21 protein-coding genes and 1 tRNA gene are annotated in these 23068 nt (G+C 66.8%); 18 read left to right on the forward strand and 4 right to left on the reverse strand.

Features of this window, described 5'->3' with window-relative positions:
• Positions 1-26: 26 nt before the first annotated feature.
• Positions 27-2054, reverse strand: a complete 2028-nt coding sequence (locus BWQ93_RS01145; protein WP_077028918.1) for a lytic transglycosylase domain-containing protein — start codon at positions 2052-2054, stop codon at positions 27-29.
• Between the two features lie 99 nt (positions 2055-2153).
• On the opposite strand from BWQ93_RS01145, the gene dapA reads away from it, so the two are divergent.
• The 13 genes from dapA to BWQ93_RS01210 all read left to right on the forward strand — a co-directional run bounded on the left by dapA (position 2154) and on the right by BWQ93_RS01210 (position 16507).
• Positions 2154-3029, forward strand: a complete 876-nt coding sequence (dapA, locus tag BWQ93_RS01150) for a 4-hydroxy-tetrahydrodipicolinate synthase (RefSeq protein WP_077028919.1) — start codon at positions 2154-2156, stop codon at positions 3027-3029.
• Between the two features lie 9 nt (positions 3030-3038).
• Positions 3039-3524: an SsrA-binding protein SmpB gene (gene smpB / locus BWQ93_RS01155; RefSeq protein WP_077028920.1), complete on the forward strand. Its 486-nt coding sequence runs from the start codon at positions 3039-3041 to the stop codon at positions 3522-3524.
• 32 nt (positions 3525-3556) lie between these two features.
• The gene (locus tag BWQ93_RS01160; protein ID WP_077032127.1) at positions 3557-4144 is read left to right on the forward strand and encodes a DUF2062 domain-containing protein; all 588 of its coding nucleotides are present in this window, start codon (positions 3557-3559) and stop codon (positions 4142-4144) included.
• Between the two features lie 80 nt (positions 4145-4224).
• Complete coding sequence (locus tag BWQ93_RS01165) at positions 4225-6276, forward strand: M13 family metallopeptidase (RefSeq protein ID WP_077028921.1); 2052 nt, start codon at positions 4225-4227, stop codon at positions 6274-6276.
• An 88-nt stretch (positions 6277-6364) separates the two neighbouring features.
• Positions 6365-8749 carry a hybrid sensor histidine kinase/response regulator gene (locus BWQ93_RS01170; RefSeq protein ID WP_083721100.1) on the forward strand — a complete coding sequence of 795 codons (2385 nt, stop codon included), beginning with the start codon at positions 6365-6367 and terminating at the stop codon, positions 8747-8749.
• Positions 8742-9092 carry a response regulator gene (locus BWQ93_RS01175; protein ID WP_077032128.1) on the forward strand — a complete coding sequence of 117 codons (351 nt, stop codon included), beginning with the start codon at positions 8742-8744 and terminating at the stop codon, positions 9090-9092. The genes BWQ93_RS01170 and BWQ93_RS01175 overlap by 8 nt, the downstream gene beginning before the upstream one ends.
• A 122-nt stretch (positions 9093-9214) precedes the next feature.
• Entirely contained in the window at positions 9215-10291 is a 1077-nt protein-coding gene (recA, locus tag BWQ93_RS01180; RefSeq protein WP_077028922.1) for a recombinase RecA, read from the forward strand.
• 136 nt (positions 10292-10427) lie between these two features.
• Entirely contained in the window at positions 10428-11264 is an 837-nt protein-coding gene (speB, locus tag BWQ93_RS01185) for an agmatinase (RefSeq protein ID WP_232314700.1), read from the forward strand.
• Positions 11265-11275: 11 nt separating this feature from the next.
• On the forward strand, positions 11276-11899 hold the full coding sequence (locus BWQ93_RS01190) for a glutathione S-transferase family protein (RefSeq protein ID WP_077028924.1): 624 nt from the start codon (positions 11276-11278) through the stop codon (positions 11897-11899).
• Positions 11900-11939: 40 nt separating this feature from the next.
• Positions 11940-12479 carry a hypothetical protein gene (locus BWQ93_RS01195; RefSeq protein WP_232314701.1) on the forward strand — a complete coding sequence of 180 codons (540 nt, stop codon included), beginning with the start codon at positions 11940-11942 and terminating at the stop codon, positions 12477-12479.
• A 102-nt stretch (positions 12480-12581) separates the two neighbouring features.
• The gene (locus tag BWQ93_RS01200) at positions 12582-13322 is read left to right on the forward strand and encodes a hypothetical protein (RefSeq protein WP_077028926.1); all 741 of its coding nucleotides are present in this window, start codon (positions 12582-12584) and stop codon (positions 13320-13322) included.
• 60 nt (positions 13323-13382) lie between these two features.
• Positions 13383-16022: an alanine--tRNA ligase gene (gene alaS / locus BWQ93_RS01205; protein ID WP_077028927.1), complete on the forward strand. Its 2640-nt coding sequence runs from the start codon at positions 13383-13385 to the stop codon at positions 16020-16022.
• A complete protein-coding gene (locus BWQ93_RS01210; protein WP_077028928.1) occupies positions 16019-16507 on the forward strand; it encodes an SRPBCC domain-containing protein in 489 nt (162 codons plus the stop codon). Before alaS ends, BWQ93_RS01210 begins: the two co-directional genes overlap by 4 nt.
• Positions 16508-16771: 264 nt before the next feature.
• On the opposite strand, the gene BWQ93_RS01215 is transcribed toward BWQ93_RS01210, so the two are convergent.
• A complete protein-coding gene (locus BWQ93_RS01215; protein ID WP_077028929.1) occupies positions 16772-17185 on the reverse strand; it encodes a holin family protein in 414 nt (137 codons plus the stop codon).
• 53 nt (positions 17186-17238) lie between these two features.
• The gene (locus tag BWQ93_RS01220; protein ID WP_077028930.1) at positions 17239-17814 is read right to left on the reverse strand and encodes a glycoside hydrolase family 108 protein; all 576 of its coding nucleotides are present in this window, start codon (positions 17812-17814) and stop codon (positions 17239-17241) included.
• Positions 17815-17886: 72 nt separating this feature from the next.
• On the opposite strand from BWQ93_RS01220, the gene BWQ93_RS01225 reads away from it, so the two are divergent.
• Complete coding sequence (locus BWQ93_RS01225) at positions 17887-18864, forward strand: NADPH:quinone oxidoreductase family protein (RefSeq protein WP_077028931.1); 978 nt, start codon at positions 17887-17889, stop codon at positions 18862-18864.
• A gap of 141 nt (positions 18865-19005) precedes the next feature.
• Positions 19006-19317 carry an EF-hand domain-containing protein gene (locus BWQ93_RS01230; RefSeq protein WP_077028932.1) on the forward strand — a complete coding sequence of 104 codons (312 nt, stop codon included), beginning with the start codon at positions 19006-19008 and terminating at the stop codon, positions 19315-19317.
• Positions 19318-19724: 407 nt separating this feature from the next.
• Here BWQ93_RS01230 and BWQ93_RS01235 read toward each other — a convergent pair.
• Positions 19725-19801 (reverse strand) — tRNA-Pro (locus BWQ93_RS01235).
• Between the two features lie 249 nt (positions 19802-20050).
• On the opposite strand from BWQ93_RS01235, the gene yajC reads away from it, so the two are divergent.
• From yajC to secF, 3 genes are read left to right on the forward strand one after another with little or no spacing between them, the layout of a single operon-like run.
• The gene (yajC, locus tag BWQ93_RS01240; RefSeq protein ID WP_077028933.1) at positions 20051-20383 is read left to right on the forward strand and encodes a preprotein translocase subunit YajC; all 333 of its coding nucleotides are present in this window, start codon (positions 20051-20053) and stop codon (positions 20381-20383) included.
• A 52-nt stretch (positions 20384-20435) separates the two neighbouring features.
• On the forward strand, positions 20436-22046 hold the full coding sequence (gene secD, locus BWQ93_RS01245; RefSeq protein ID WP_077028934.1) for a protein translocase subunit SecD: 1611 nt from the start codon (positions 20436-20438) through the stop codon (positions 22044-22046).
• Positions 22047-22062: 16 nt separating this feature from the next.
• A complete protein-coding gene (gene secF, locus BWQ93_RS01250) occupies positions 22063-23043 on the forward strand; it encodes a protein translocase subunit SecF (RefSeq protein WP_077028935.1) in 981 nt (326 codons plus the stop codon).
• The last annotated feature ends 25 nt before the right edge of the window (positions 23044-23068 follow it).

The raw sequence follows: 23068 nt of genomic DNA on the forward strand, positions 1-23068 counted from the left end.
GATGACGATGAAATGCAACGGGCGGCTCAGCCGGGGGTGCGCTTGCCGAGGTAGAAGCTCAGCGGCGCCTGCGGCAGCGGCTGGTCGCGCAGGGTGTCGTAGACGACGGCGTTTTCGAGCACGCGCTGGACGTAATTCTTGGTCTCGAAGATCGGGATCGCCTCGATCCAGTCGATCATCTCGATCGTGCCCGCGCGTGGGTCGCCGTTGGCGCGCAGCCATTTGTTCACATTGCCGGGCCCGGCGTTATACGCCGCGACGGCGAGCGGATAGCTGCCGCCGAAATAGCGCAGCATCTGCTGGAAATAGGTCGAGCCCAACGTCATGTTATAATTGGTGTCGGTGGTCGGCGCCTCGCGGATGTACGAGAGGCCGAGCTTGCCCGCGACCTCGCCCGCGGTGCCGGGCATCAGCTGCATCATGCCGCGCGCCCCGGCGTGGCTGATCGCGGCGCGGTCGAACTGGCTTTCCTGCCGCGTGATCGCGTGGATGAAGGTCCAGTTGCCCTCGTGCCCCGCGGGGACGCGCACGGTCGGGAAGCCCGACACCTCGACCGCGTCGAGGCTGTTCGCCTGCGCGCTGCGGCCGATCATGACGCCGAGGTCGGGACGGCCGATCTGCGAGGCGAGTTGGCCCGCGAGGACATGGTCGGCGGGCGAGCTGGCCTTTTGCGCGAGCGCGCGGAGGAACAAGGACTGCTCGCGCCACGCGCCGATCTCGCCCAGCGCGCGCGCCGCGCGGACGAGGCGGTCGTCGTTGAAGGCGGTGCGTTCGGCCGGGCCGACCTGGATCGACGGGACCGGCGCGGGCTTGGGCTGCGGCCGACCAAGCCGCTCCAGCGCGAGCTGGCCGTAGAATTGGTCGTAATGCTGCGCGGCGTCATTGAAATGCGCGTTGGCGGTGTCGCTGTCGCCTGCGGCGAGCGCAGCGCGGCCGGCCCAGTAGAAGCCCTTGGTGCGCGTCTGTGCCGAGCGCGCGGCCTCGCCATATTGGCGGAACATGCGCGCCGCGTCGGCGGGGCGGCGCAGGTCCTTGAGCGCGATCTGGCCCGCGAGCCAAGCGAGGGTGGTGTAATCGTCGCGGACGCTGAGCGGGGTTTCGCGCACCACCGTGCCCGGCGGCAGCGCGTCGTCGAGCTGGCTCGCGATGTTGAAGGCGGTGCGTTTGTCGCCGCTTTCGGACGCGCCCTTCGCGTTGGTGAGCAGGGTCGCGAGCCATTCCTCGGCGTCGGTCGGTGCTTTGGCGAGCGACCGTGGCGCAGCGAGCAAAGCGCGCGCCTCGCCGGCGCGATTGGCCTTGCGCAGCCAGGTCGCCTTGTCGGTGATATAGCCCGCGTCGGTGCGCGTCAGCCCGGGGTTGGCCGCCTCGACGGCATTGGCCTGCAGCGCGGCGTCGACCGCGCCCGCGCGCATCGCGAGGCGGGCGGCGAAGACAGCGCGCCTTTCGGGCGAGACATAGGCGAGCTGGCGCCCCGCGGCGCTGGTCGCGCCCGACCACAGCAGCCGGTCCATGCGCGCGTCGTGATCGGCAGACGAAAGCGCGCCGGGGAAGAGCGACAGTACGCGGCTCGTCTCATAATCGTCGAGCGTGCCGCCAGTCCACGCGCGGCGGACGGCGGCATAGGCTTCGTCGCGGCGCCCGCTGGCGTTGAGCGCGAGCGCCTGGCGCAGATGGCCGCTCGCGGTCTGCGGCGGATAGGCCTGAAAATAGGCGAGGGTGCGCGCCGGATCGAAGCTGTCGAGCGCGATCGCCTTTTCGGCGCGGGTGCGCATCTTGGCGGCGTCGGGCCAGTCGCGATTGGCGAGCAGGAAGCGCGACAGCTGGTCGAAGGAGGCGCCCGTGTTGGCGGTCAGCCGGCGCCATTCGAGCACCGCGTCGCCGACGCTGTTGCCGCTGATCGGCGGTGTGTTCGACGCGGCGGCGAGCCCCATCTGCGCACGATACCACGCCATTTGTTCGGGGGTGAGTTCGCTCGCATGCGCGATGGTCGGGAAGAAAAGGGCGGCGGCGAGCGCCAGACGCGAAACGGGAAGCAGCGAATTCATAAGGGCCATATTAGTGGCAAACTCCTTGCGGGGCGCTGAATAGGCGTCCAATAGCGGCGCGCTGGCCAATCCTATCGGCCGCGCGGAGTCTTTGTAAAGGAGCCCAGCATGTTTTCCGGGTCGATTCCCGCCTTGGTGACACCGTTTCGCGACGGGGCGTTCGACGCTCCGGCGTTCAAACGGCTCGTCGACTGGCAGATCGGCGAAGGAACGAGCGCGCTGGTTCCGTGCGGCACGACGGGCGAAAGCCCGACGCTGGGCTTCGACGAACATTATCGGGTGATCGATAGCTGTGTCGAGGCCGCCGCCGGGCGCGTGCCGGTGATCGCGGGCTGCGGGTCGAACGATACCGCGACCGCGGTCCGCCACATGCTCTACGCGCAAAAGGCCGGTGCGACCGCGGCGCTGATCGTTGCGCCCTATTACAACAAGCCGACGCAGGCGGGGCTGCTCGCGCATTTCCGCGCGCTCGCCGATGCGTGCGACCTGCCGATCGTCGTCTACAACGTCCCCGGCCGCACCGTCGCCGACATCAGCGCCGAGATGATGAACAAGCTCGCCGAGATGCCGAGCGTGGTCGCGATCAAGGACGCGAGCGGCGACCTCGCGCGCGTCACGATGCACCGCGCCGGGGCGGGCGCCGATTTCTGTCAGCTCAGCGGCAACGACGATCTGTGGCTGCCGCACGCGGTGATGGGCGGCGCGGGCTGCATTTCGGTGACCGCCAATGTCGCGCCGCGGCTCTGCGCCGATTTCGCCGCGGCCTGCGCTGCGGGCGACTGGGCGGGGGCGCTGGTCCTGCACGACCGGCTGTTCGACCTGCACAAGGCGATGTTCAGCGATGCGTCGCCCGCACCGGCAAAATATGCCCTGTCGCACATCCACGACTGGTTTTCGCCCGAAGTGCGCCTACCTATCATCCCGGCGTCCGAAACATCGCGTGCGGCCGTCGATGCCGCACTGTCCGCGGCCGGAGTGATCTGAGCTTTCGTCATGGCCCGTCCGCAGTCCGCCGCCGAATTCGACAAGAAGAAGGTCGTCGCCGAGAACCGGCGCGCGCGCTTCGATTACAGCATCGAACAGGTGTTCGAGGCGGGCATCGCGCTGCAGGGCACCGAGGTGAAGTCGCTGCGCTTCGGCGAGGGCACGATCGCGGAAAGCTATGCCGAAGTGACCGGCGGCGAGGTGTGGCTGATCAACGCGAATATCCCCGAATATAGCCACGGCAACCGCCTGAACCATGAGCCGAAGCGTCCGCGCAAGCTGCTGCTCAACTGGCGCGAGATCAACAAGATGCACGCCGGCGTCGCGCGGCAGGGCATGACGCTCGTGCCGCTGTCGGTCTATTTCAACAGCCGCGGCCGCGCCAAGGTGGAGCTGGCGCTCGCCAAGGGCAAGAAGGCGCACGACAAGCGCGAGTCGATCAAGGAACGCGACTGGAAGCGCGACAAGCAGCGGTTGATGAAGGACCGCGGATGAGCGGCGGAGGCTCCCGCGACAAGGCGGGTCTGATGAACTGGATCCGCCGCAACTCGCCGACGCGCGAGGAGCTGCTCGAGAGCCGCTTCATCAAGCCCTTTGCCCACCGCGTGGCGCACAGCCATTTGTGGCGCTTTTCGCGTACCTCGGTCCGCCGCGGCACCGCGCTCGGGCTGTTCGTCGGCATCTTCTTCCTGATCCCCGGGGTCCAGATCTTGGGCGTCGCGCTGCTCGCGCTGCCCTTCCGCGCCAATATCCCGATCGGCGCGGCGATGACCTTCCTGTCGAACCCGGTGACCACGCCGTTCATTCTCGCCGCGTCGATTTGGGTGGGCAGCTTCCTGTTCGGGCTGCACACCAATGTGTCGAACCTCTATATCCTTTATGACGAAGGCGCCTCGCTGACCGAGTGGTGGCACTGGTTCACCGCCAATGCCGGAACCGCGCTGCTCGGCGGCCTTGCCGGGCTGTTCGTGATTTCGGCGGTGTCGGCGGTGATCGGCTATGTCCTCGCTTCGGTGATCTGGGACAATTGGATCCGCCTGCGCTGGCGGCGCAAATTGCACCGCGCACGCGACAAACGACTTGAGGCATCGACGAGCGACACCGCCGCCGGTTGAACCGGACGCGCGCGGGTTTATAGCTTCCCCATCATCGATCGCCCCGCGCGCGCCGCGGGGCCAGTATACCGGGGAAAATCATGATCCGTACCACGCACATTTCGCGCCTGCTCGCGACCGCGGCGCTCGGCGCCCTGCTGCTCGCCGCCGCGCCAGCGACCGCCAAGGACAAGGCCGCCGCGCCCGCAAAGACGGCGCAGCCCGAGCTCGGCACCTTCGGTTTCGATTCGGCTGGCATGGACAAGAGCGTCCAGCCGGGCGACGATTTCTACGCCTTCGCCAACGGCACCTGGGCCAAGAATACCCAAATCCCCGCCGACAAGTCGAATTACGGCATGTTCACTGCGCTCGGCGACCTGTCGCAGGTTCGCACGCGGGAGATTCTCGACGCCGCCAAGGCCGACCCGAACAGCATGATCGGCCGCGCCTATTCGTCGTATCTCGATAGCGCGACGGTGGAAGCGAAAGGCCTCGCCCCGATCCAGCCGTGGCTGGGCAAGATCAAGACCGTCGAAAAGGCGAACCTAGCCGCGCTGCTCGCCGAAGCCGACCGCAACGGCGTCCAGCATTTCTTCGGCGGCTTCGTCGGCCAGGACGACAAGAACCCCGAAGTCTATATCTACACCATGTTCCAGGGCGGCATCGGCATGCCCGACCGCGACTTCTATCTGAAGGACGGCGAGCGCAACACCAAGCTGCAGGCCGCTTACCTCAAGCATCTCGAAAATGTCCTGACGCTCGCGGGCGAGAGCAATGCCGCGGCGCGCGCGCAGGCGATCTACGACTTCGAAAAGCAGGTCGCTGCGGTCCATTGGGACAAGAACGACAGCAGCGACGCGACCAAGGTCTATAACAAGATGACGATCGGCGAGCTGGCGCAGGCCGCGCCGGGCTTCGACTGGACGACCTTCATCCGCGGCATCGGGGTCAAGGAGGATTCACTCCTCGTCTCGCAGCCGAGCGCCTTCACCGGCGAGGCCAAGCTGCTCGCCGACGCGCCGATCGGCGTGATCCGCGATGCGCTGATCGTGCGGAGCCTCGACAGCTTCTCGGGCGTGCTGCCCGACGCCGTCGCGCAGGAGGCCTTCTCCTTCTACGGCACTGCGCTGTCGGGAACGCCGCAGATGCAGGAGCGCTGGAAGCGCGCGGTGGACTTCACCACCGGCAACATGGGCGAAGCCGTCGGCCAGGATTATGTCGCGAAATATTTCCCGCCCGAGACGAAGGCGGCGATGGACGTGCTGGTCAAGAATGTGCTCGCCGCGATGGGCGACCGCATCGACGGCCTTGCCTGGATGCAGCCCGCGACCAAGGTCAAGGCGAAGACCAAGCTCGCCAAATTCACCACCAAGATCGGCTATCCCGACCGCTGGAAGGACTACAGCAAGCTCGAGATCAAGGCCGACGATCTGTTCGGCAACCAGCTGCGGTCGAACCATTTCGCGCACGACGACAATATCAGCCGCCTCGGCGGGCCGATCCGCCGCTGGGAATGGGGGATGACCCCGATGACGGTGAACGCTTATGCCAATTTCGGCATGAACGAGATCGTCTTCCCAGCTGCGATCCTGCAGCCGCCCTTCTTCGATCCCAATGCCGACGCGGCGATCAACTATGGCGGCATCGGCGCGGTGATCGGCCACGAGGTGAGCCATCACTTCGACGACCAGGGCGCGAAGTACGACGAGACCGGCAAGCTCGCCGATTGGTGGACGCCGGAGGACGTCAAGGCGTTCGAAGCGGCCGGACAGGCGCTGATCGAGCAGTATAACGCCTATGAAGTGCTCCCCGGCGAGCATCTCGACGGCAAGTTCACGCTGGGCGAGAATATCGGCGACCTCGCCGGCCTCGCCGTCGCCTACGACGCCTACAAGAAGTCGCTGGGCGGCAAGGAAGCGCCGGTGATCGACGGGCTGACCGGCGACCAGCGCTTCTTCCTCGGCTGGGCGCAGGTGTGGCGGCGCAACTATCGCGAGCAGAATCTGTCGCAGCGCATCACGACCGATCCGCATTCGCCCTCGATCCAGCGGACTTGGGTCTCGCGCAACCTTGACCCCTGGTATAAAGCCTATCAGGTGCAGGAAGGGCAGAAGCTCTATCTGAAGCCCGAGGACCGCGTCCGCATCTGGTGACGCCCGAGTAGAAAGTTCCGCATTGACCGCGACGAGCCTGCCTTCCGCTGATCCCGACATCGGCAGGGGGGCGGGATCGGGCGCGGTCGTGCCGATTCCGGGCGGACTGTCGCGCCTCGACGCGGCGCTGCTCGCCGGGCTCGCGGTCCTCTCGGTCGGGCTGCTCTTCTGGGCGACGCGCGACGCGGTGCTCGCCGCGGGTTTCCTCGGCGGGCTAGCGCTCGCCGCCGGCGGCGTCATTCTGTTCCGCCGCCTCTGTCCGGCCGCGGCCGCGGGCGAGGCGGCGCTGCCCGACTGGACGATGCTGCGCACCGCGGTCGATCATGACGATATCGCGGTCGCGATCACCGACCGGGCGGGGCGGCTCGTCTGCGCTAACGATTTGTTCGCGACCTGGATGGGCGGCTTCGTCACCCCGCCGGGGTTGCCGCTCGAAGGGCGCGGTGCCGAACTGCTCAAGAACGCCGGCCGCGCCGCGTGGCGCGACGGCGAGGGCCATGTCGACGAACTCGCGGTCGGCACGCTGCATCTGAGCGCGCAGGTGCTGCGCACTGGCCTGTCCGAAGATTATCTGGTGTGGCGCTTTTCGGCGGTCGAGCGGCTCGATCTGGTGACCGAGATCAGCCGCCACCTCGACGGGCCCGCGGGGCGCACGCTGGCGCAGGCGGGGGTGATGGCGGCGCTGGTCAGCGCCGAGGGGCGGCTGCGCGTCGCCAATCAGGCGTTTTTGCTCCGCGCGCTCGGCGAGGGCGACGCCAGCCATTATGCCGGGCGCGACGTCGCGCCGCTGCTGCGACTCGACGACGCCGGCACGCTCTATTTCGGGCGCGAGGGCGAGCGCGCGCCGCCGGTGCGGCTGATCCAGATCCCGCTGGTCCCCGCCGACAGCCACGGCCCGATGCTGCTCGCACTCATCGACGAGGAGATCGGCGTCGCCGACCGCGGCACCGCGCAGACCTATGTCGAGACCTTGCTGTCGCTGCTGCCCGTCGGGCTCGCGATGGTCGATCGCGACGGCCGCTTCCTCTATATGAACCGGGCTTTCATCCGGGCGGCGGGGCTCAGCGAGGCGAAGATGCCGCGCTACCCGGGCGATATCGTGGTCACCGAGGACAAGGGCCCGCTCGCCGACATGGTGCGCCGCCACAGCACCGGGCAGCAGGTCGGTGGCGACCTGTCGATCCGCCTCGCGGGGCAGGGCGACGAGCCCGTGTCGATGCGCGTCGTCGGGGTGCGCGGGCTGGGCGAGGCGGCGGTGCTGCTGAGCCTCAAGGATTCGAGCGAGGAATCGCGGCTGAAGCGCCAGGTCGCGCAGGCGTCGAAGATGCAGGCGGTCGGCCAGCTCGCCGGCGGCGTCGCGCACGATTTCAACAATATCCTGACCGCAGTGCTCGGCAGCTGCGACCTGATGCTGATGCGCCATACGCCCGGCGACAGCGACTATGACGACATCCAGCAGATCCGCAGCAACGCCAACCGCGCCGCCAGCCTGACGCGGCAATTGCTCGCCTTCTCGCGCCAGCAGACCTTGCGCCCGCAGATTCTGCAGCTGCCCGACGTGATTTCGGAGGTGTCGCACCTGCTCAAGCGCCTGATCGGCGATTCGGTGCAATTGTCGGTCCGCCACGGGCGCGGGCTCGGTGCGGTGCGCGCCGACCCCGGCCAGCTCGAGCAGGTGATCGTCAACCTCGCGGTCAACGCACGCGACGCGATGGGCGGGCACGGCACGCTGACGATGGAAACCTATCCGGTCAGCGCCGCCGAAGTCCGCGCGATGGGCAGCGACATCATGCCGCCCGCCGATTATAGCGCGCTCAAGGTCAGCGACACCGGCAGCGGTATCCCCGCCGACGTGCTGCCCAAGATTTTCGAGCCCTTCTTCACCACCAAGGATGTCGGCAAGGGCACCGGGCTCGGGCTTTCGACCGTCTATGGTATCATCAAGCAGTCGGCGGGCTTCATCTTCGCCGACAGCAAGCCGGGCGAGGGGGCGAGATTCAGCATCTACCTCCCCGTCCACCGCGCCGAAAAGGATGCGCCCGTCGCCGCGCCGCCGCCGCCCAAGCCCAAGAAGAGCCAGTGGGGCACGGGCACCATCCTGCTCGTCGAGGACGAGGATATGGTGCGCGCGGTCGCCGAGCGTGCGCTGACCCGCGCAGGCTATACCGTCGTCACCGCGTCGCAGGGTGAGGAAGGGATCGAGCGTTTCGGCAAGATGGACAAGGTCGACCTGATCCTGAGCGACGTGATGATGCCGACGATGGATGGTCCCGCGATGGTCCGCATCCTGCGCGGCCAGCGTCCGGACGTACCCGTTTTATTCATGTCGGGCTATGCCGAGGAACAATTGCGCCAGTCGATCGATATTGACCATGTGTCTTTCCTGCCCAAACCCTTTTCGGTCGCGCAGCTGACCGAGGCGACCTCGGCGGCGCTCGATGCCGCGGCGCAGCGGGCGGCGGCGCATGGCTGACCGCCGCATCCTGCTCGTCGAGGACGATGTGCTGATCGGCATGATGCTCGCCGACATGTTCGACGCGCTCGGTTATCCCGAACCCGCGCAGGCGGCGAGCGTCGAGGATGCGCTCGCGGCGATCGCCGGGGGGCCGATCGACGGCGCATTGATCGACATCAACCTCGGCGACGCCAAGGGCTGGCCCGTCGCCGACGCGCTGGCGGAGCGCGATATCCCCTTCGCCTTTACCTCAGGCGGCGGCGACGTGATTCCTGCCACGCATGCGCACCGCAAGCTGGTGTCGAAACCCTTCCGGCTGAACGAGATCGAGGCTGTGCTGGACGGGTTCTTTGGCGGTTAGCCCTGCTTCGCGGCGCGCCGAAATAATTTTTGTTCCACTCTTGTTCCAATAGAACAAACGCTGTACACAGGTCCGGCGTTGCGATGCTTCTGCCTTCGCGATAGAGCAGGAAAGGTACGGTCATGGCCGGTCAATTGTCACTCGTGGAATCGGGGAAATCAGTGAATAGCTCGGACAGGCAGAAGGCGCTCGACGCCGCCTTGGCGCAGATCGATCGCGCCTTCGGCAAAGGCTCGGTGATGAAATTGGGCTCGAAGGAAGCGATGCAGGTCGAGTCGATCTCGACCGGATCGCTCGGGCTTGACATCGCGCTCGGGGTCGGCGGGTTGCCGCGCGGCCGCGTCATCGAAATCTACGGTCCCGAAAGCTCGGGCAAGACGACGCTCGCGCTGCACACTTTGGCCGAGGCGCAGAAGGGCGGCGGCACCGTCGCCTTCGTCGATGCCGAACATGCGCTCGACCCCGTCTATGCCAAGAAGCTCGGCGTCAACATCGACGAACTGATCGTGTCGCAGCCCGACACCGGCGAACAGGCGCTCGAAATCGTCGATACGCTCGTGCGCTCGAACGCGATCGACGTGCTCGTCGTCGACTCGGTCGCCGCGCTCGTGCCGCGCGCCGAAATCGAGGGCGAGATGGGCGACAGCCATGTCGGCCTGCAGGCGCGTCTGATGTCGCAGTCGCTGCGCAAGCTCACCGGCTCGATCAGCCGCTCGCGCTGCATGGTGATCTTCATCAACCAGCTGCGCATGAAGATCGGCGTGATGTACGGCAATCCCGAGACCACGACCGGCGGCAATGCGCTGAAATTCTACGCGTCGGTCCGCCTCGACATCCGCCGCACCGGCCAGATCAAGAATGGCGACGAGATCGTCGGCAACACGACGCGCGTCAAGGTCGTCAAGAACAAGGTCGCGCCGCCGTTCAAGCAGGTCGAATTCGACATCATGTACGGACAGGGCATTTCGAAGATCGGCGAGATCCTCGACATCGGCGTCAAGGCCGGGCTCGTCGAAAAATCGGGCGCTTGGTTCAGCTATGATTCGATCCGCATCGGGCAAGGCCGCGAGAATGCCAAGACCTTCCTCAACGACAATCCCGAACTGCGCGAGCGCCTCGAAGCCGCGATCCGCAGCCGCACCGACGCGGTGGCCGAAGAAATGATGGCCGGCCCCGACGACGACGGCGACGACGACTGATAGCCTCGGCCGGTCTGCCCCCGCGGACCGGCCCACCAACGGCGGCGGGTTCCTTGCCCCTCAGGTCCGCACCCTCTCGAGGACCGGCCCGCCCGCCGTTGGCCTTGCGCGGCGCCCTTTGGCTTGCGCGGCCCTTATGAGCGGCTACAGAAGGGCGATGCCCGCGATCCGCCTCTTCGGCCTGCCAACCGACATCAACAGCAGCTTCGAGCGCGGCGCCGCCGCAGGCCCCGCCGCGATCCGCGCGCAGCTCTGGAGCGAGCGCGGCAATATGGCGAGCGAGCTCGGGCCCGAGCTCGGCACCGACATCGCCTTCGCCGACGACGGCGACCTCGCGCTCACCGAAGATACCCCGCGCGACGATGCGATGATCCGCCGCCACGTCGCTTATATATGTGAAGATGGTGAAGTTCCGCTCGCGCTCGGCGGCGACCATGCCGTGACCCTGCCGCTCGTCGAAGCCGCGGCGGCCTGCTTCGGTCCGGTGAACATCCTCCATATAGATGCGCACCCCGACCTTTACAATGATTTCGGCGGCAATCCGCGCAGCCACGCCTCGCCCTTCGCGCGCATCTTCGATGGCGGCCATGCCAATCGGCTGGTGCAGGTTGGCATCCGCACGCTGAACCGACATTGCCGCGATCAGGCTGAGCGCTTCGGGGTTCAGATCGTCCCGATGGCGGGTTTCACCCCCGACGCGGTACCGGTGCTGGGTGGCCCGCTCTATATCTCGATCGACATGGACGGCATCGACCCGTCGGCGGCGCCCGGCGTCGCGCATCCCGAGCCCGGCGGGCTGACCGTGCGCGAGCTGCTCGCCGTCCTCCACAAGCAGACCGCGCCGATCGTCGGCGCCGATATCGTCGAACATCACCCCGGCCGTGACAGCGGCGACGTCACCGCGATCCTCGGCGCCAAGCTGGTGCGCGAACTCGCGGCGCTGATCGACCGCAACGGACATTATAATCTATAAAGGAGAGCGACATGAGCCTGATCGTCCACCACCTCAACAACAGCCGTTCGCAGCGCATCCTGTGGCTGCTCGAGGAACTCGGTGCGCCCTATGAGATCAAACATTATCAGCGCGACGCGGTGACCAACCTCGCGCCGCCCGAGCTCAAGGCGGTCCACCTGCTCGGCAAGTCGCCCTTGCTCGAGGATGCGGGGCGGGTGATCCAGGAATCGGGCGCGATCGCCGAATATCTGTGCGAAAATTACGGCGGCGAGGCGCTTGTCCCGGCGCGCGGCACCGACGACCATGTCCGCCACCTCGAGCTGATTCATTTCGCCGAGGGCTCGGCGATGACGCCGATTCTGCTCAACATCTATCTCGGCCGCCTCGGCGACGCCGCCGCGCCGGTCAAGCCGCGGATCGACGAGCAGCTCGATGCGCATTTCGCCTATCTTGAAGGCGAACTCGGCGCGTCGGGCCATTTCGTAGGCGACAGCCTGTCGGCGGCCGACATCATGCTGAGCTTTCCCGCCGAGGTCGCCGCGATGGGCGGTGCGGCGCGCTATCCCAAGCTCGCGGCCTTCGTCGCGGCGATGCACGCGCGTCCGGCGTGGCAGGCGGCGCGCGAAAAGGGCGGGGCTTATTTTGTCTTCTGAGCGCGCTTCCTTCATCTCGGCGCTCCTGCTGGCACTCGGCTTGACGGCGCCTGCCGTCGCGCAACCCGCCGCCCTCGATCCGGCGGTCGAGCGCAGCGTCGAGACCTTCGGCAGCGCGGCCTTCATGCCGACACCGGACGACGAAGGCGCCGCGATGGCGCGGCTGTCCGACTATACCCTCGCGCTCGAAAAGCGCGATTTCGCGGCCGCCTATGCGATGCTCAGCCTGGCGCGGCAGGCGGTGACGCCGCGGCTCGAATGGGAGGGCAATCTGCGCAAGCAGGACGGGCTGTGGGCCGACGGCCGCATCCGCATCCTGCGCCTGCAATGGTATCTCGACCCGCCGACGCAGACCCCCGGGCTCTATGCGGCGTTCGACTTTCGCAGCGATCGTGCCGACGGGACGATGGACTGCGGCTATGTCGTCGTGCACCGCTCGGCGCCGGGCGCCGCCTTTGCCGTCGCGAGCAGCAATGTGTCGATCGTCCCGCCCGAGCTGATCGAGGATGGGGTGCCCAAGGCCGATGTGCTGCGCCAGCTGCCCTGCTACCTCGGCAAGGGCATCGCGACCGCGATCTGATCCGGCCGCGCCGAGACCCAAGGAAATTCGGCTTGCCGCGCCAGAGGTGTCGCGGCAAGGTCCCCGCGCCGCCGCCCGGCGGCTTCCGGTGGGGGAATCACGATGGCGATGATGGCACTGGCGATTCTGGCGGCGGCGGCCGCTGGGCAGCCCGAGATCAAGGTGTCGCCAGTACCTGGTAAGGGTTTCGTCGCGACCGTCGCGGTGATCGACGCCGACCAGTACGACCCGACAATCGACCGCATCAAGGTGCTGGCGACGCAGCGCTGCGGCGCGCTCAAGGTGCGCTTCGGGCGCTATTATTTCGACAACCAGATCGACGTCGATCGCGGCGTCACGGTGATCAAGGACTTCCGCCAGAATTTCTCCTGCTTCGACCCCGCAACCGATCCGTACAAGCCGGTCCCCGCCGACTGGAAGCCGAGTGCGGTCGAAGTCACCGCGGCGACGAGTTTCGCGAAGAAATTCGTCGATTATCTCGACGCCGGCAACGGCGCCGAACTGGCAAAGATGATGGACCCCGCGCTGGAATCGACGACGGCCGAGATGAAGCGCTTCAGCGACGAAGCCAAGATGCACCAGACGGGGCCGGGCGCATTCAGCGTGCGGCTCGACGGCTGGCTCAACAATCCCGAAGATGCCGCCTATCCCGGCGCCTATGCCTTTTTTGCGGTGATCAGCAGCCACGAGGGGATCGCCGGGACGTGCGGCGGGCTGCTGCTCTATCGCGAGCGGACGGGGGTCTATAAAATCTCGCAATATGATGTGCGCTATGTCTCGCAGGCGCTGATCGACGAGGAAGGTTATAGCGACGAAGAGCTCAACCGGCTCTGCCAGCGGTAAGCACGTCTTCAACCAAGCATCGCGCTTGAGAAAAGCCGCGTAGCGCACTAGATCGCGCGCATGACTTCGACCAACGACATTCGCCGCTCGTTCCTCGACTATTTTGCGGGGACCGGCCACCATATCGAGCCGTCGGCACCGCTGGTGCCGTATAACGATCCGACGCTGATGTTTGTCAACGCCGGCATGGTGCCGTTCAAGAATGTCTTCACGGGTCTCGAGAAGCGTCCGTACAGCACCGCGGCCTCGTCGCAGAAGTGCGTGCGCGCGGGCGGCAAGCACAACGACCTCGACAATGTCGGCTTCACCGCGCGCCACCATACTTTCTTCGAAATGCTGGGGAATTTCTCCTTCGGCGACTATTTCAAGGAACAGGCGATCCACCACGCCTGGACCTTGATCACCAAGACCTGGGGGCTGGCGCCCGAAAAGCTGACCGCGACCGTCTATCACACCGACGACGAAGCCTATGACCTTTGGCGCAAGATCGCTGGGCTGCCCGAGGAGCGGATCATCCGCATTCCGACGAGCGACAATTTCTGGTCGATGGGCGATACCGGGCCGTGCGGGCCGTGCAGCGAGATTTTTTACGACCATGGCGACCATATCTGGGGCGGCCCGCCGGGATCGCCGGAAGAGGATGGCGACCGCTTCGTCGAGATCTGGAACCTGGTGTTCATGCAATATGAGCAGCTGCCGGGCGGCGAGCGCGTCGACCTGCCGCGACCGAGCATCGACACCGGCATGGGGCTGGAGCGCGTCGCGGCGGTGCTGCAGGGCGTCACCGACAATTATGACACCGACACCTTCAAGGCGCTGATCGCGGCATCGGTCGACCAGACCGGGGTGCCCGCCGACGAGGCGCATAAGGCGAGCCACCGCGTGATCGCCGATCATTTGCGCGCGTCGAGCTTCCTGATCGCCGACGGGGTGCTGCCGTCGAACGAGGGCCGCGGTTATGTGCTGCGCCGGATCATGCGCCGCGCGATGCGCCATGCACATCTGCTGGGCGCCAAGGATCCGCTGATGTACCGGCTGCTGCCGTCGCTGACCGCCGAGATGGGCGCCGCCTATCCCGAGCTGATCCGCGCGCAGCCGCTGATCGCCGAGACGCTGGAGCGCGAGGAGACCAAGTTCCGCCAGACGCTCGATAAGGGGCTGCGGCTGCTCGACGAGGCGACCGTCGGCATGGGCGCCGGCGCGACGCTGCCCGGCGACGTCGCGTTCAAGCTCTACGACACTTACGGCTTCCCCTATGATTTGACCGAGGATGCGCTGCGCACGCAGGACATCGCGGTCGACCGTGCGGGCTTCGACGCGGCGATGGCGCAGCAGAAAGCCGCGGCGCGCGCGGCGTGGAAGGGCAGCGGACAGAAGGCGTCCGAAGAGATCTGGTTCGACCTCGCCGAAGCGAACGGCAGCACCGAATTCACCGGATACGGCGCGACCGTGGGCGAGGGCGAGGTGATCGCGCTGGTCAAGGACGGCGTGCAGGTCAGCGAAGCCCAGGCGGGTGACGAGCTGGTCGTGCTGACCAACCAGACGCCCTTCTATGGCGAGAGCGGCGGCCAGATGGGCGACAGCGGCACGATTTCGACGCTGGGCGGCGCATCGGCGTCGGTCAGTGACACCAGCAAACCGCTCGGGCGACTGCACGCGCATCAGGCGAAGCTGGAGGTGGGCACGCTCAAGGTCGGCGACACGGTGCAGATGACCGTGGACGCCGAGCGCCGCGACCGCATCCGCGCCAATCATAGCGCGACGCACCTGCTGCACGCGGCGCTGCGCAACCGGCTGGGCGGGCATGTGACGCAGAAGGGCAGCCTGGTTGCCGAGGACCGCTTCCGCTTCGACTTCTCGCATCCCAAAGCGCTCACCCCCGAGGAGATCGCCGACGTCGAGGCGGACGTGAACGCGCAGATCCGCGGCAACGAGGCGGTGACGACGCGGCTGATGACCCCCGACGATGCCGTCGCGGCCGGCGCGCTGGCGCTGTTCGGCGAGAAATATGGCGACGAGGTGCGCGTGCTGTCGATGGGCAAGGCGACCGAGAATCATTACTCGGTCGAGCTGTGCGGCGGCACGCATGTCCGCGCGCTGGGCGATATCGCGCTGCTCAAGATCGTCAGCGAATCGGCGGTGTCGTCGGGGGTGCGGCGGATCGAGGCGCTGACCGGCGAGGCGGCGCGCCAGTGGCTCAACGGCCGCGACGAGGCGCTGAAGGCTGCGGCGGCGGCGCTCAAGACGTCGCCCGACGATGTCCCGGCGCGTGTCGCGGCGCTCGCCGAGCAGCTCAAGAAGGCCGAACGCGAACTCGCCGATGCCAAGAAAGCCCTGGCGATGGGTGGCGGCGGCGGGGCCGCGGCGGGGCCGGCGGTCGAGCAGGTCGGCGACACCGCCTTCCTCGCGCAGGTCGTCGAGGGGCTCGACCCCAAGGAGCTGCGCGGTACGGTCGATGGCCTCAAGAAGCAGGTTGGCAGCGGCGTCGCGATGCTGGTCGCGGTCAACGACGGCCGCGCGTCGGTCGCGGTCGGGGTGACCGGGGGCGTCGCGCATAATGCGATCGACCTGGTCAAGGCCGCGGTCGCCGCGCTCGGCGGGCAGGGCGGCGGCGGGCGGCCCGACATGGCGCAGGGCGGCGGACCGAACGGCGGCGCGGCGAACGACGCCGTGGCGGCGGTCAAGGCCGCGCTGGCTTGAAACCCACCAAGAAGACGCGGCGCACCGATCATGCCGAGCGGCTGATCGCGGCGCCGCTGGTCGACGTCTTTGCCGCCTTTACCAGCGCCGACCTGCTGGCGCGCTGGCTGCCGCCCGAGGGGGCGACGGGCGAATTCGAGCATGTCGAGCTGGTCGCCGGGGGCGGGTTCCTGATGCGGCTGACGTTCGACGATTCAGGCGACGATGCCGATGTCGAGACGAAGAGCGACGACGACAGCGATGTGGTCGAGGTCCATATCCCGATCCTCGACGATGGGCGGCTGATCGTCTGGGAAGTCGAATTCGTGTCGGACGATCCGCGCTTTTCGGGGACGATGGCGATGCACTGGTATCTGTCGCGGCAGAGCGGCGGGACGCTGGTGACGATCGACGCGCATCAAGTGCCGCCGGGGATTTCGGCGAAGGATCATGTCGAGGGGCTGAATTCGTCGCTGGCGAATCTGGCGGGGGTGGTGGAGGGTTAAGGCAGCTTACAACATCGAGCGTTTTATTCGGACCGCTACCCCTCCCCGTTTGTCCTGAGCTTGTCGAAGGACCGTCCTTTTCTTCGACGCTGGAAAGAAAGAACAGCCCTTCGACAAGCTCAGGGCAAACGGTTCATATTTTGCGACGATGCTCTAGAAAAACCCGTTTGCATCGAGCGCAGTCGAGATGCCTCGATGGCGTGCACCCCATGGGTGTCTCGACTTCGCTCGACACGAACGGGATTTGAGGTGGGTTCGCTGCTATTAGCTCTCCACCCCCTTTGCCTTCCCCCACGCCCTAGCGGCGGTGTAGCCGAGATAGCCGGTGCCGAAGAGCGCGTAGAGCGGTTCGGGGATGCCGGCGAGATAGGCGTTCATGCCCTCGGCGATGCCGCGCGCCATGTCGGGGCGCGCCGCGGCGATCAGCCCCATCGGGATCGCCCACAGCAAGAGCGCGTACATGACGTAGAGGAAGCTCGGCCGCGCGCGGCTGGTCCAGGGGTCGGCGCTGTTCGCCTCGGCGACGATCGCCGCCATGCGCGTCCTGATCGCTTCCATCTCCTGGCTGCCCTCAAGCTTCAGCAGTTCGAGCTTGGCGCGGTCGCGCGCTTCGGGGTCGGGGATGATCTTGTCGATCAGCTTGGCGACGGGGCCGATCAGCCCTTCGATGATGCTCATTTCGATGCTCCTCGGTTTCAAAGTTCAGGAAAGTTCAGCCCAATGACGCGTCTTCACGCGTGGCCCTGTCCGATGCGGTTCGCGAGCCAGCCGTAGAGGAACGCCTCCTGGCTCGGGCGGCGTTCGGCGAGTGCGATATAGCGCTCGCCCTGCAGCGCCTCGATCGCGCGCAGCAGCACCGTTTCGCCTCCGGCGCCGCGCACGCGGAGGAAGGCGTCGAGCGCGGCGAGGGTGCGCGGGCCGATCTCGCGGTCGACCGCGATATCGGGATAGTCGCGCGCGGCGCGGTTGAGCGCGTTGAGCGCGCGCTGGAGGAAGCCGGTCGCGGTGCCGCTGCCCATATTGACGCCGGTGTCGAAGAGTTCGGCGGCAATGGCGGGCGCGCGGCGCGCGACGCGGTCGAAGCCGGGGCGCTGCCAATAGAGGCGGCGGTAGATCGCCGCCGCGGCCTCGCGCGGCAGGTCGCGCATCGCGCCGCCATAGCCCTCGGCGCGGGCGACCGCCTGGGTGATGCCCCAGCAGGTTGGGCCGCCGCGGTCGGCGGGGTGGTTTACATAGCGGCCTTCGCGGTCGATGACGGCTTCGATCAGCGCGTCGGCTTCGAGCTCGGATGGGTGGGGTCTGGGCATGATTCGCGTCTCCGGTTGGTTGATTCGGCTATAATGAACCATATGGGTGTTTTTTAGGAAAGGCTTTTCTCCATGCGCGCATTATTGGTCGGCGAATTGGCGGAAAACCACGGCGGTTGCGCGCTGGTCGACTTGCCCGTTCCCGAGCCGGGGCCGGGCGCGGTGCGCGTGCGCGTGCGCGCGGCGGGGGTCAATTTCCCCGACCTGTTGATGACGCGCGGCGCCTATCAGCTGAAACCCGAGCTACCCTTCATGCCGGGGCTGGAGTTTGCGGGTGAGGTCGACGCGCTGGGAGAAGGCGTGTCGGGCTGGCAAGTTGGCGACGCGGTGATCGGCGGCAACCGCTTCGGCGCGATGGCGGAATATATCGTCGTTCCCGCGACGAACCTGCGGCGCAAGCCTGAGCGGCTGAGCTGGGAGGAGGCCGCGGCCTATGGCGTCGCCTATCTCACCGCCTGGGTCGCGCTGACGCGCTGCGGGCAGGTGCAGTCGGGCGAATGGGTGCTGGTGCACGGCGCGGCGGGCGGCGTCGGGCTGGCGACGGTCGATCTGGCGCGGGCGCTTGGCGCGCGCGTGATCGCGGCGGCAAGCAGCGCGGAGAAGCGCGCGGCGGTGACGGAACTCTATGCCCCCGATGCGGTGATCGACGGCGCGCCGGGGTTTCGCGAGACGGTGAAGGAGCTGACCGATGGCAAGGGCGCCGATGTGATCTTTGATCCGGTGGGCGGCGACGTGTTTGACGAATCGACGCGCTGCATCGCCTTCGGCGGCCGGCTGCTGGTGATCGGTTTCGCATCGGGGCGCATCCCCGAGGTGTCGGTCAATAGGCCGCTGATCAAGGGCTTTTCAGTCGTCGGGGTGCGCGCGGGCGAATATGGCCGGCGCTTTCCCGCGCGCGGCGCCGAGAATATCGCCTCGATCGACGCGCTGGCGGCCGAGGGAAAGATTCGGCCGCACGTCCATGCCGCGCTCGACCTTGCCGACTGGCGCGCGGGCTTTGCGATGCTCGAGCGGCGCGAGGTGGTCGGCAAGGTGGTTCTGACCGTCTGACGCCGGGCTCCGCCCGCGGTCGAGCCGCCGTGCATTCGCGGCGACCCGCACGGCGGTCCTATGGCCTTTGAACAATCGCATCGTCATAGCCGTGCCCGGGGGGTGAAGGCGGCCCCGCCGCCAAACCCGAAAGGAATAGACGTGAAGACATTGCTACTGATCGCCGCGCCGCTCGCGCTGGCCACCGCGGCGCATGCGGCCCAGACCGCGGGCGATGGCGACGCCCTGTTCGCCAAGCTCGACGCCAATGGCGACGGCAAGATCGACAAGGCCGAGCTGACCAAGGCGCATGAGGCGAAGGCGGCCGAGAAGGGCGACAAGACCCCGGTCGACAGCGCGAAGATCGACGCGATGATCTCGCGGATCGACACCAATGGCGACGGCGCGGTCGACAAGACCGAAATGGCCGCGACGCGCAAGGCGCCTGCCGCACCGGCCGAGCCGAAGCGCTGATATCGGGGCGGCGGCCCTCGCGGGTCGCCGCCGACCGGTGGATCAGGTGAGCGCGATCTGCGCCGCCGCCTGCACCCGAAAAGCCCAGCCCGACGATGTAACGAGGGGCGCGACCGTCGCGCGCCTCGCCGATCGCTGAGAGAAGCGGGCGCCGGCCATTGTGCCCTAGAACGGTGGGCGTTTTCGAACAGATTCGTTCGGCTTGAGCTTGTCGAAGAACTGCTCTTTCGTTCCGGGGTAGAAGCGAAGCAGGGTCCTTTGACGAGTTCAGGACGAACGGTGCCCGGTGGCGATGCGGTTATAATGCAGGACGCCCCAAAGGGCCATCGCCGCGCCAGAGCGCCGTGCGACTGGCAAGCGGTGGCCGGGCTCGCGCCATCGCACACGCCATACCGATTTGATGTAATTGGTCGGGACGAGAGGATTCGAACCTCCGACCCCCACACCCCCAGTGTGATGCGCTACCAGGCTGCGCTACGTCCCGACCGGCCCTGTTGGGCAGGCGAGGCCCCTAGCGCGGGTCGGCGGGGGATGCAAGGCCCCTGCGCGCGAAGATCGCATATGCGCCTTGAACTCGCGCGCCGCGGCCCCATTTCGGCCCTGCCTGCCGCGGGGGGACGGCACGCAGCCGCCGGTTGCACGCTCCGCCCCCGCGTGATAGGCGCCGCGCCATTATCTTGCGCGCCGACCCGGGTGGGGACGGCGGTGCTTTCGAACGGAAAGATTCTCATCGATGTCGACGAATTTGCTTCTGAGCCAGGCGGCCGGATCTGGTGGTGGTGCTGCGGCCTTGGCCGCGCAGGTCGTCCCGCTGATCCTGATCTTCATCGTCTTCTGGTTCTTCCTGATCCGCCCGCAGCAGACGCGGATGAAGGAGCATCGCGCTAAGATCGCGGCGGTGAAGCCGCGCGACCAGGTGGTGACCGGCGGCGGCATCGTCGGCAAGGTCACCCGCGTCGACGATGATTTCGCCGATGTCGAAATCGCGCAGGGCGTGAAGATCAAGGTCGTCAAGTCGACCCTGTCGGACGTGCTGCAGCCCGGCGCCAAGCCCGCCAACGACTGACGCGGCGGCGCCCGCCGCGGTGGGCGCGCGCTCCTGGTATCGGACCAAAGACATGCTCGATTTCCCGCGCTGGAAAACCATCAGCATCTGCATCTCGTTGCTGCTCGGCATCCTGTTCGCCATCCCGACCTTCCTGCCGCAAAAGACCTTCGACCAGCTGCCGGGCTTTGCGCAGATGAAGGTCAACCTTGGGCTTGATCTCGCGGGCGGTAGCCATTTGCTGCTCGAGGCCGACATCGCCGACCTCAACAAGACCCAGCTCTCCAACATGGAAAAGACCGTGCGCGTGTCGATGCGCGGCGAGACGGGGCCCGACGACGATATCGCGATCGGCGATTTCAAAGCGTCGGGGAGCACGATCAGCTTCCTGGTGCGCGACCAGAATCAGCTCGACGATGCGCGCGACCGGCTGTTCCGCGAGACGCAGGGCGCCGGGCTGACCGGCCAGCGCGACTGGCAGATCGACGTCGTCGACAATACGCGGATCGTGATGACGCTGACCGCGGCGGGCCGCGACCAGGCGATCGACCGCGCGATGGAGACCGCGCGCGAGATCATCGACAAGCGCGTCAACGAACTCGGCACGCGCGAACCGACCATCATCCGCGAGGGCAGCGACCGTATCGTCGTGCAGGTCCCGGGCCTGCAGGATCCGAAGGCGCTGAAGGACCTGCTCGGTCGCACCGCGCGGCTCGAGTTCCGGATGGTCGATCCCAATGGCACGGTCGGACCAGAGGGTCCGCTCAACGTGCCGATCGGCAGCGAATTCGTGCGCTATGCCCCCAATGAGGGCGGCGGCGCGCCGGGCGAAATTTTGAGCCGGCAGGTCATGATCAGCGGCGACCAGTTGATTGACGCGCGGCAGGATTTCAACCAGCAGCAGCTGCCCGCGGTGTCGATCCGTTTCGATTCGGCGGGGTCGAACACCTTCGCGCGCGTCACCGGCGCCAACGTCAACAAGCGCTTTGCGATGGTGCTCGACGGCCAGGTGCTGTCGGCACCGACGATCAACGAAGCGATCCTGGGCGGGCAGGCGCAGATTTCGGGCAGCTTCACGGTCCAGACCGCTAACGAGCTGGCGATCGCGCTGCGCTCGGGCTCGCTGCCGGTGAAGCTCGACGTCGTCGAGGAACGCACGGTCACCCCCGAACTCGGCAAGGATTCGATCGAGAAGGGCGCGATAGCGGGGATCATCGCGACGCTGTCGGTGCTGATGCTGATGCTCGTCGTTTACGGCCGTTTCGGCGTCTATGCGAATATCGCGCTGGCGTTCAACGTGGCGCTGATCATTGCGATCATGGCGTTCTTCAACGCGACGCTGACCTTGCCGGGCATCGCCGGCTTCGTGCTGACGATCGGCGCCGCGGTCGACGCGAACGTGCTGATCAACGAGCGAATACGCGAGGAATTGAAACGCGGGCGACGCGTGTTCCAGGCGGTCGAGCTCGGCTATAGCGAGGCGAGCCGCGCGATCTTCGACGCCAACGTCACCAACGTCATCGCCGCGGCGCTGATGTTCTGGTTCGGTACCGGGCCGATCAAGGGCTTTGCCGTCGTGCTGACGATCGGCATCGTTACCAGCGTCTTCACCGCCGTCACCGTCACCCGCATGTTCGTCGCCCATTGGCTGCGCAGCGCGCGGCCGACGACGATCAACATTTAAAGGAGGGAGCAGAGAGATGCGCTTGCTGAAACTCGTCCCCGACGACACCAACATCGACTTCCTGCGCTGGCGCAAGCTCGCGTCCTTCATGAGCTTTTTCCTCGTCGCGGTGTCGATCGCGCTGGTGGCAGTGAAGGGGCTGAACCTCGGCGTCGACTTCGTCGGCGGCCAGTCGGTCCGCGTCGAATTCACCCAGACGATGCCGCCGATCGACGACATTCGCGAAAAGGTCGGCGAGATCGGCCTGGGCGAGGCGACGATCCAGCAGTTCGGATCGGACAAGGCGGTGTCGATCCGCACCGCGCTGCCCGAGGGCGACAAGGCCGTCGCCGAGCGGGCGGGGCAGCAGCTGGTGGCCGGGATCCAAAAGGCTTTCCCGACGGCCAAGACGGGCTCGGTCGAGACGGTGTCGGGCAAGGTGTCGGGCGAATTGCTGCGCACCGGTGCGATCAGCCTGGCGCTCGCGATCCTGGGCATCTCGATCTACATCTGGATCCGCTTCGAATGGCAGTTCGGGGTCGGGGCGCTCGGGCGCCTGTTCCACGAGGTGGCGCTGACCTTCGGCCTGTTCGCGGTGACGCAGATGCAGTTCGACCTGAACAGCGTCGCGGCGCTGCTGACGATCGTCGGCTATTCGCTGAACGACACGATCGTGGTCTACGACCGCATTCGCGAAAACCTCAAGAAATACCGGAAGATGGAGATCATTCCGCTGCTCAACCTCAGCATCAACGAGACGCTGTCGCGCACCGTGATGACGACCGTTGCGATGCTGCTGGCGCTCGGCGTGCTGCTGATCTTCGGCCCCGACGTGATCTTCGGCTTCACCGCGGCGATGCTGTTCGGCGTGTTCATCGGCGGCTATTCGTCGGTGCTGATGTCGACCCCGGTGCTGGTCTGGCTGAAGGTGGGGCCCGACAGCTTCGTGCCCAGGACGAGCGCCGGGATCATGGGCGGCGAACGCGTCGAGCGGAAGGACGACGGCGCGGTCGTCTGATCGCTGCGACGGTCCTGACGGAACG

The sequence above is a fragment of the Sphingopyxis sp. QXT-31 genome (genome assembly GCF_001984035.1).
In the GTDB taxonomy this organism is placed as follows: Bacteria; Pseudomonadota; Alphaproteobacteria; order Sphingomonadales; family Sphingomonadaceae; genus Sphingopyxis.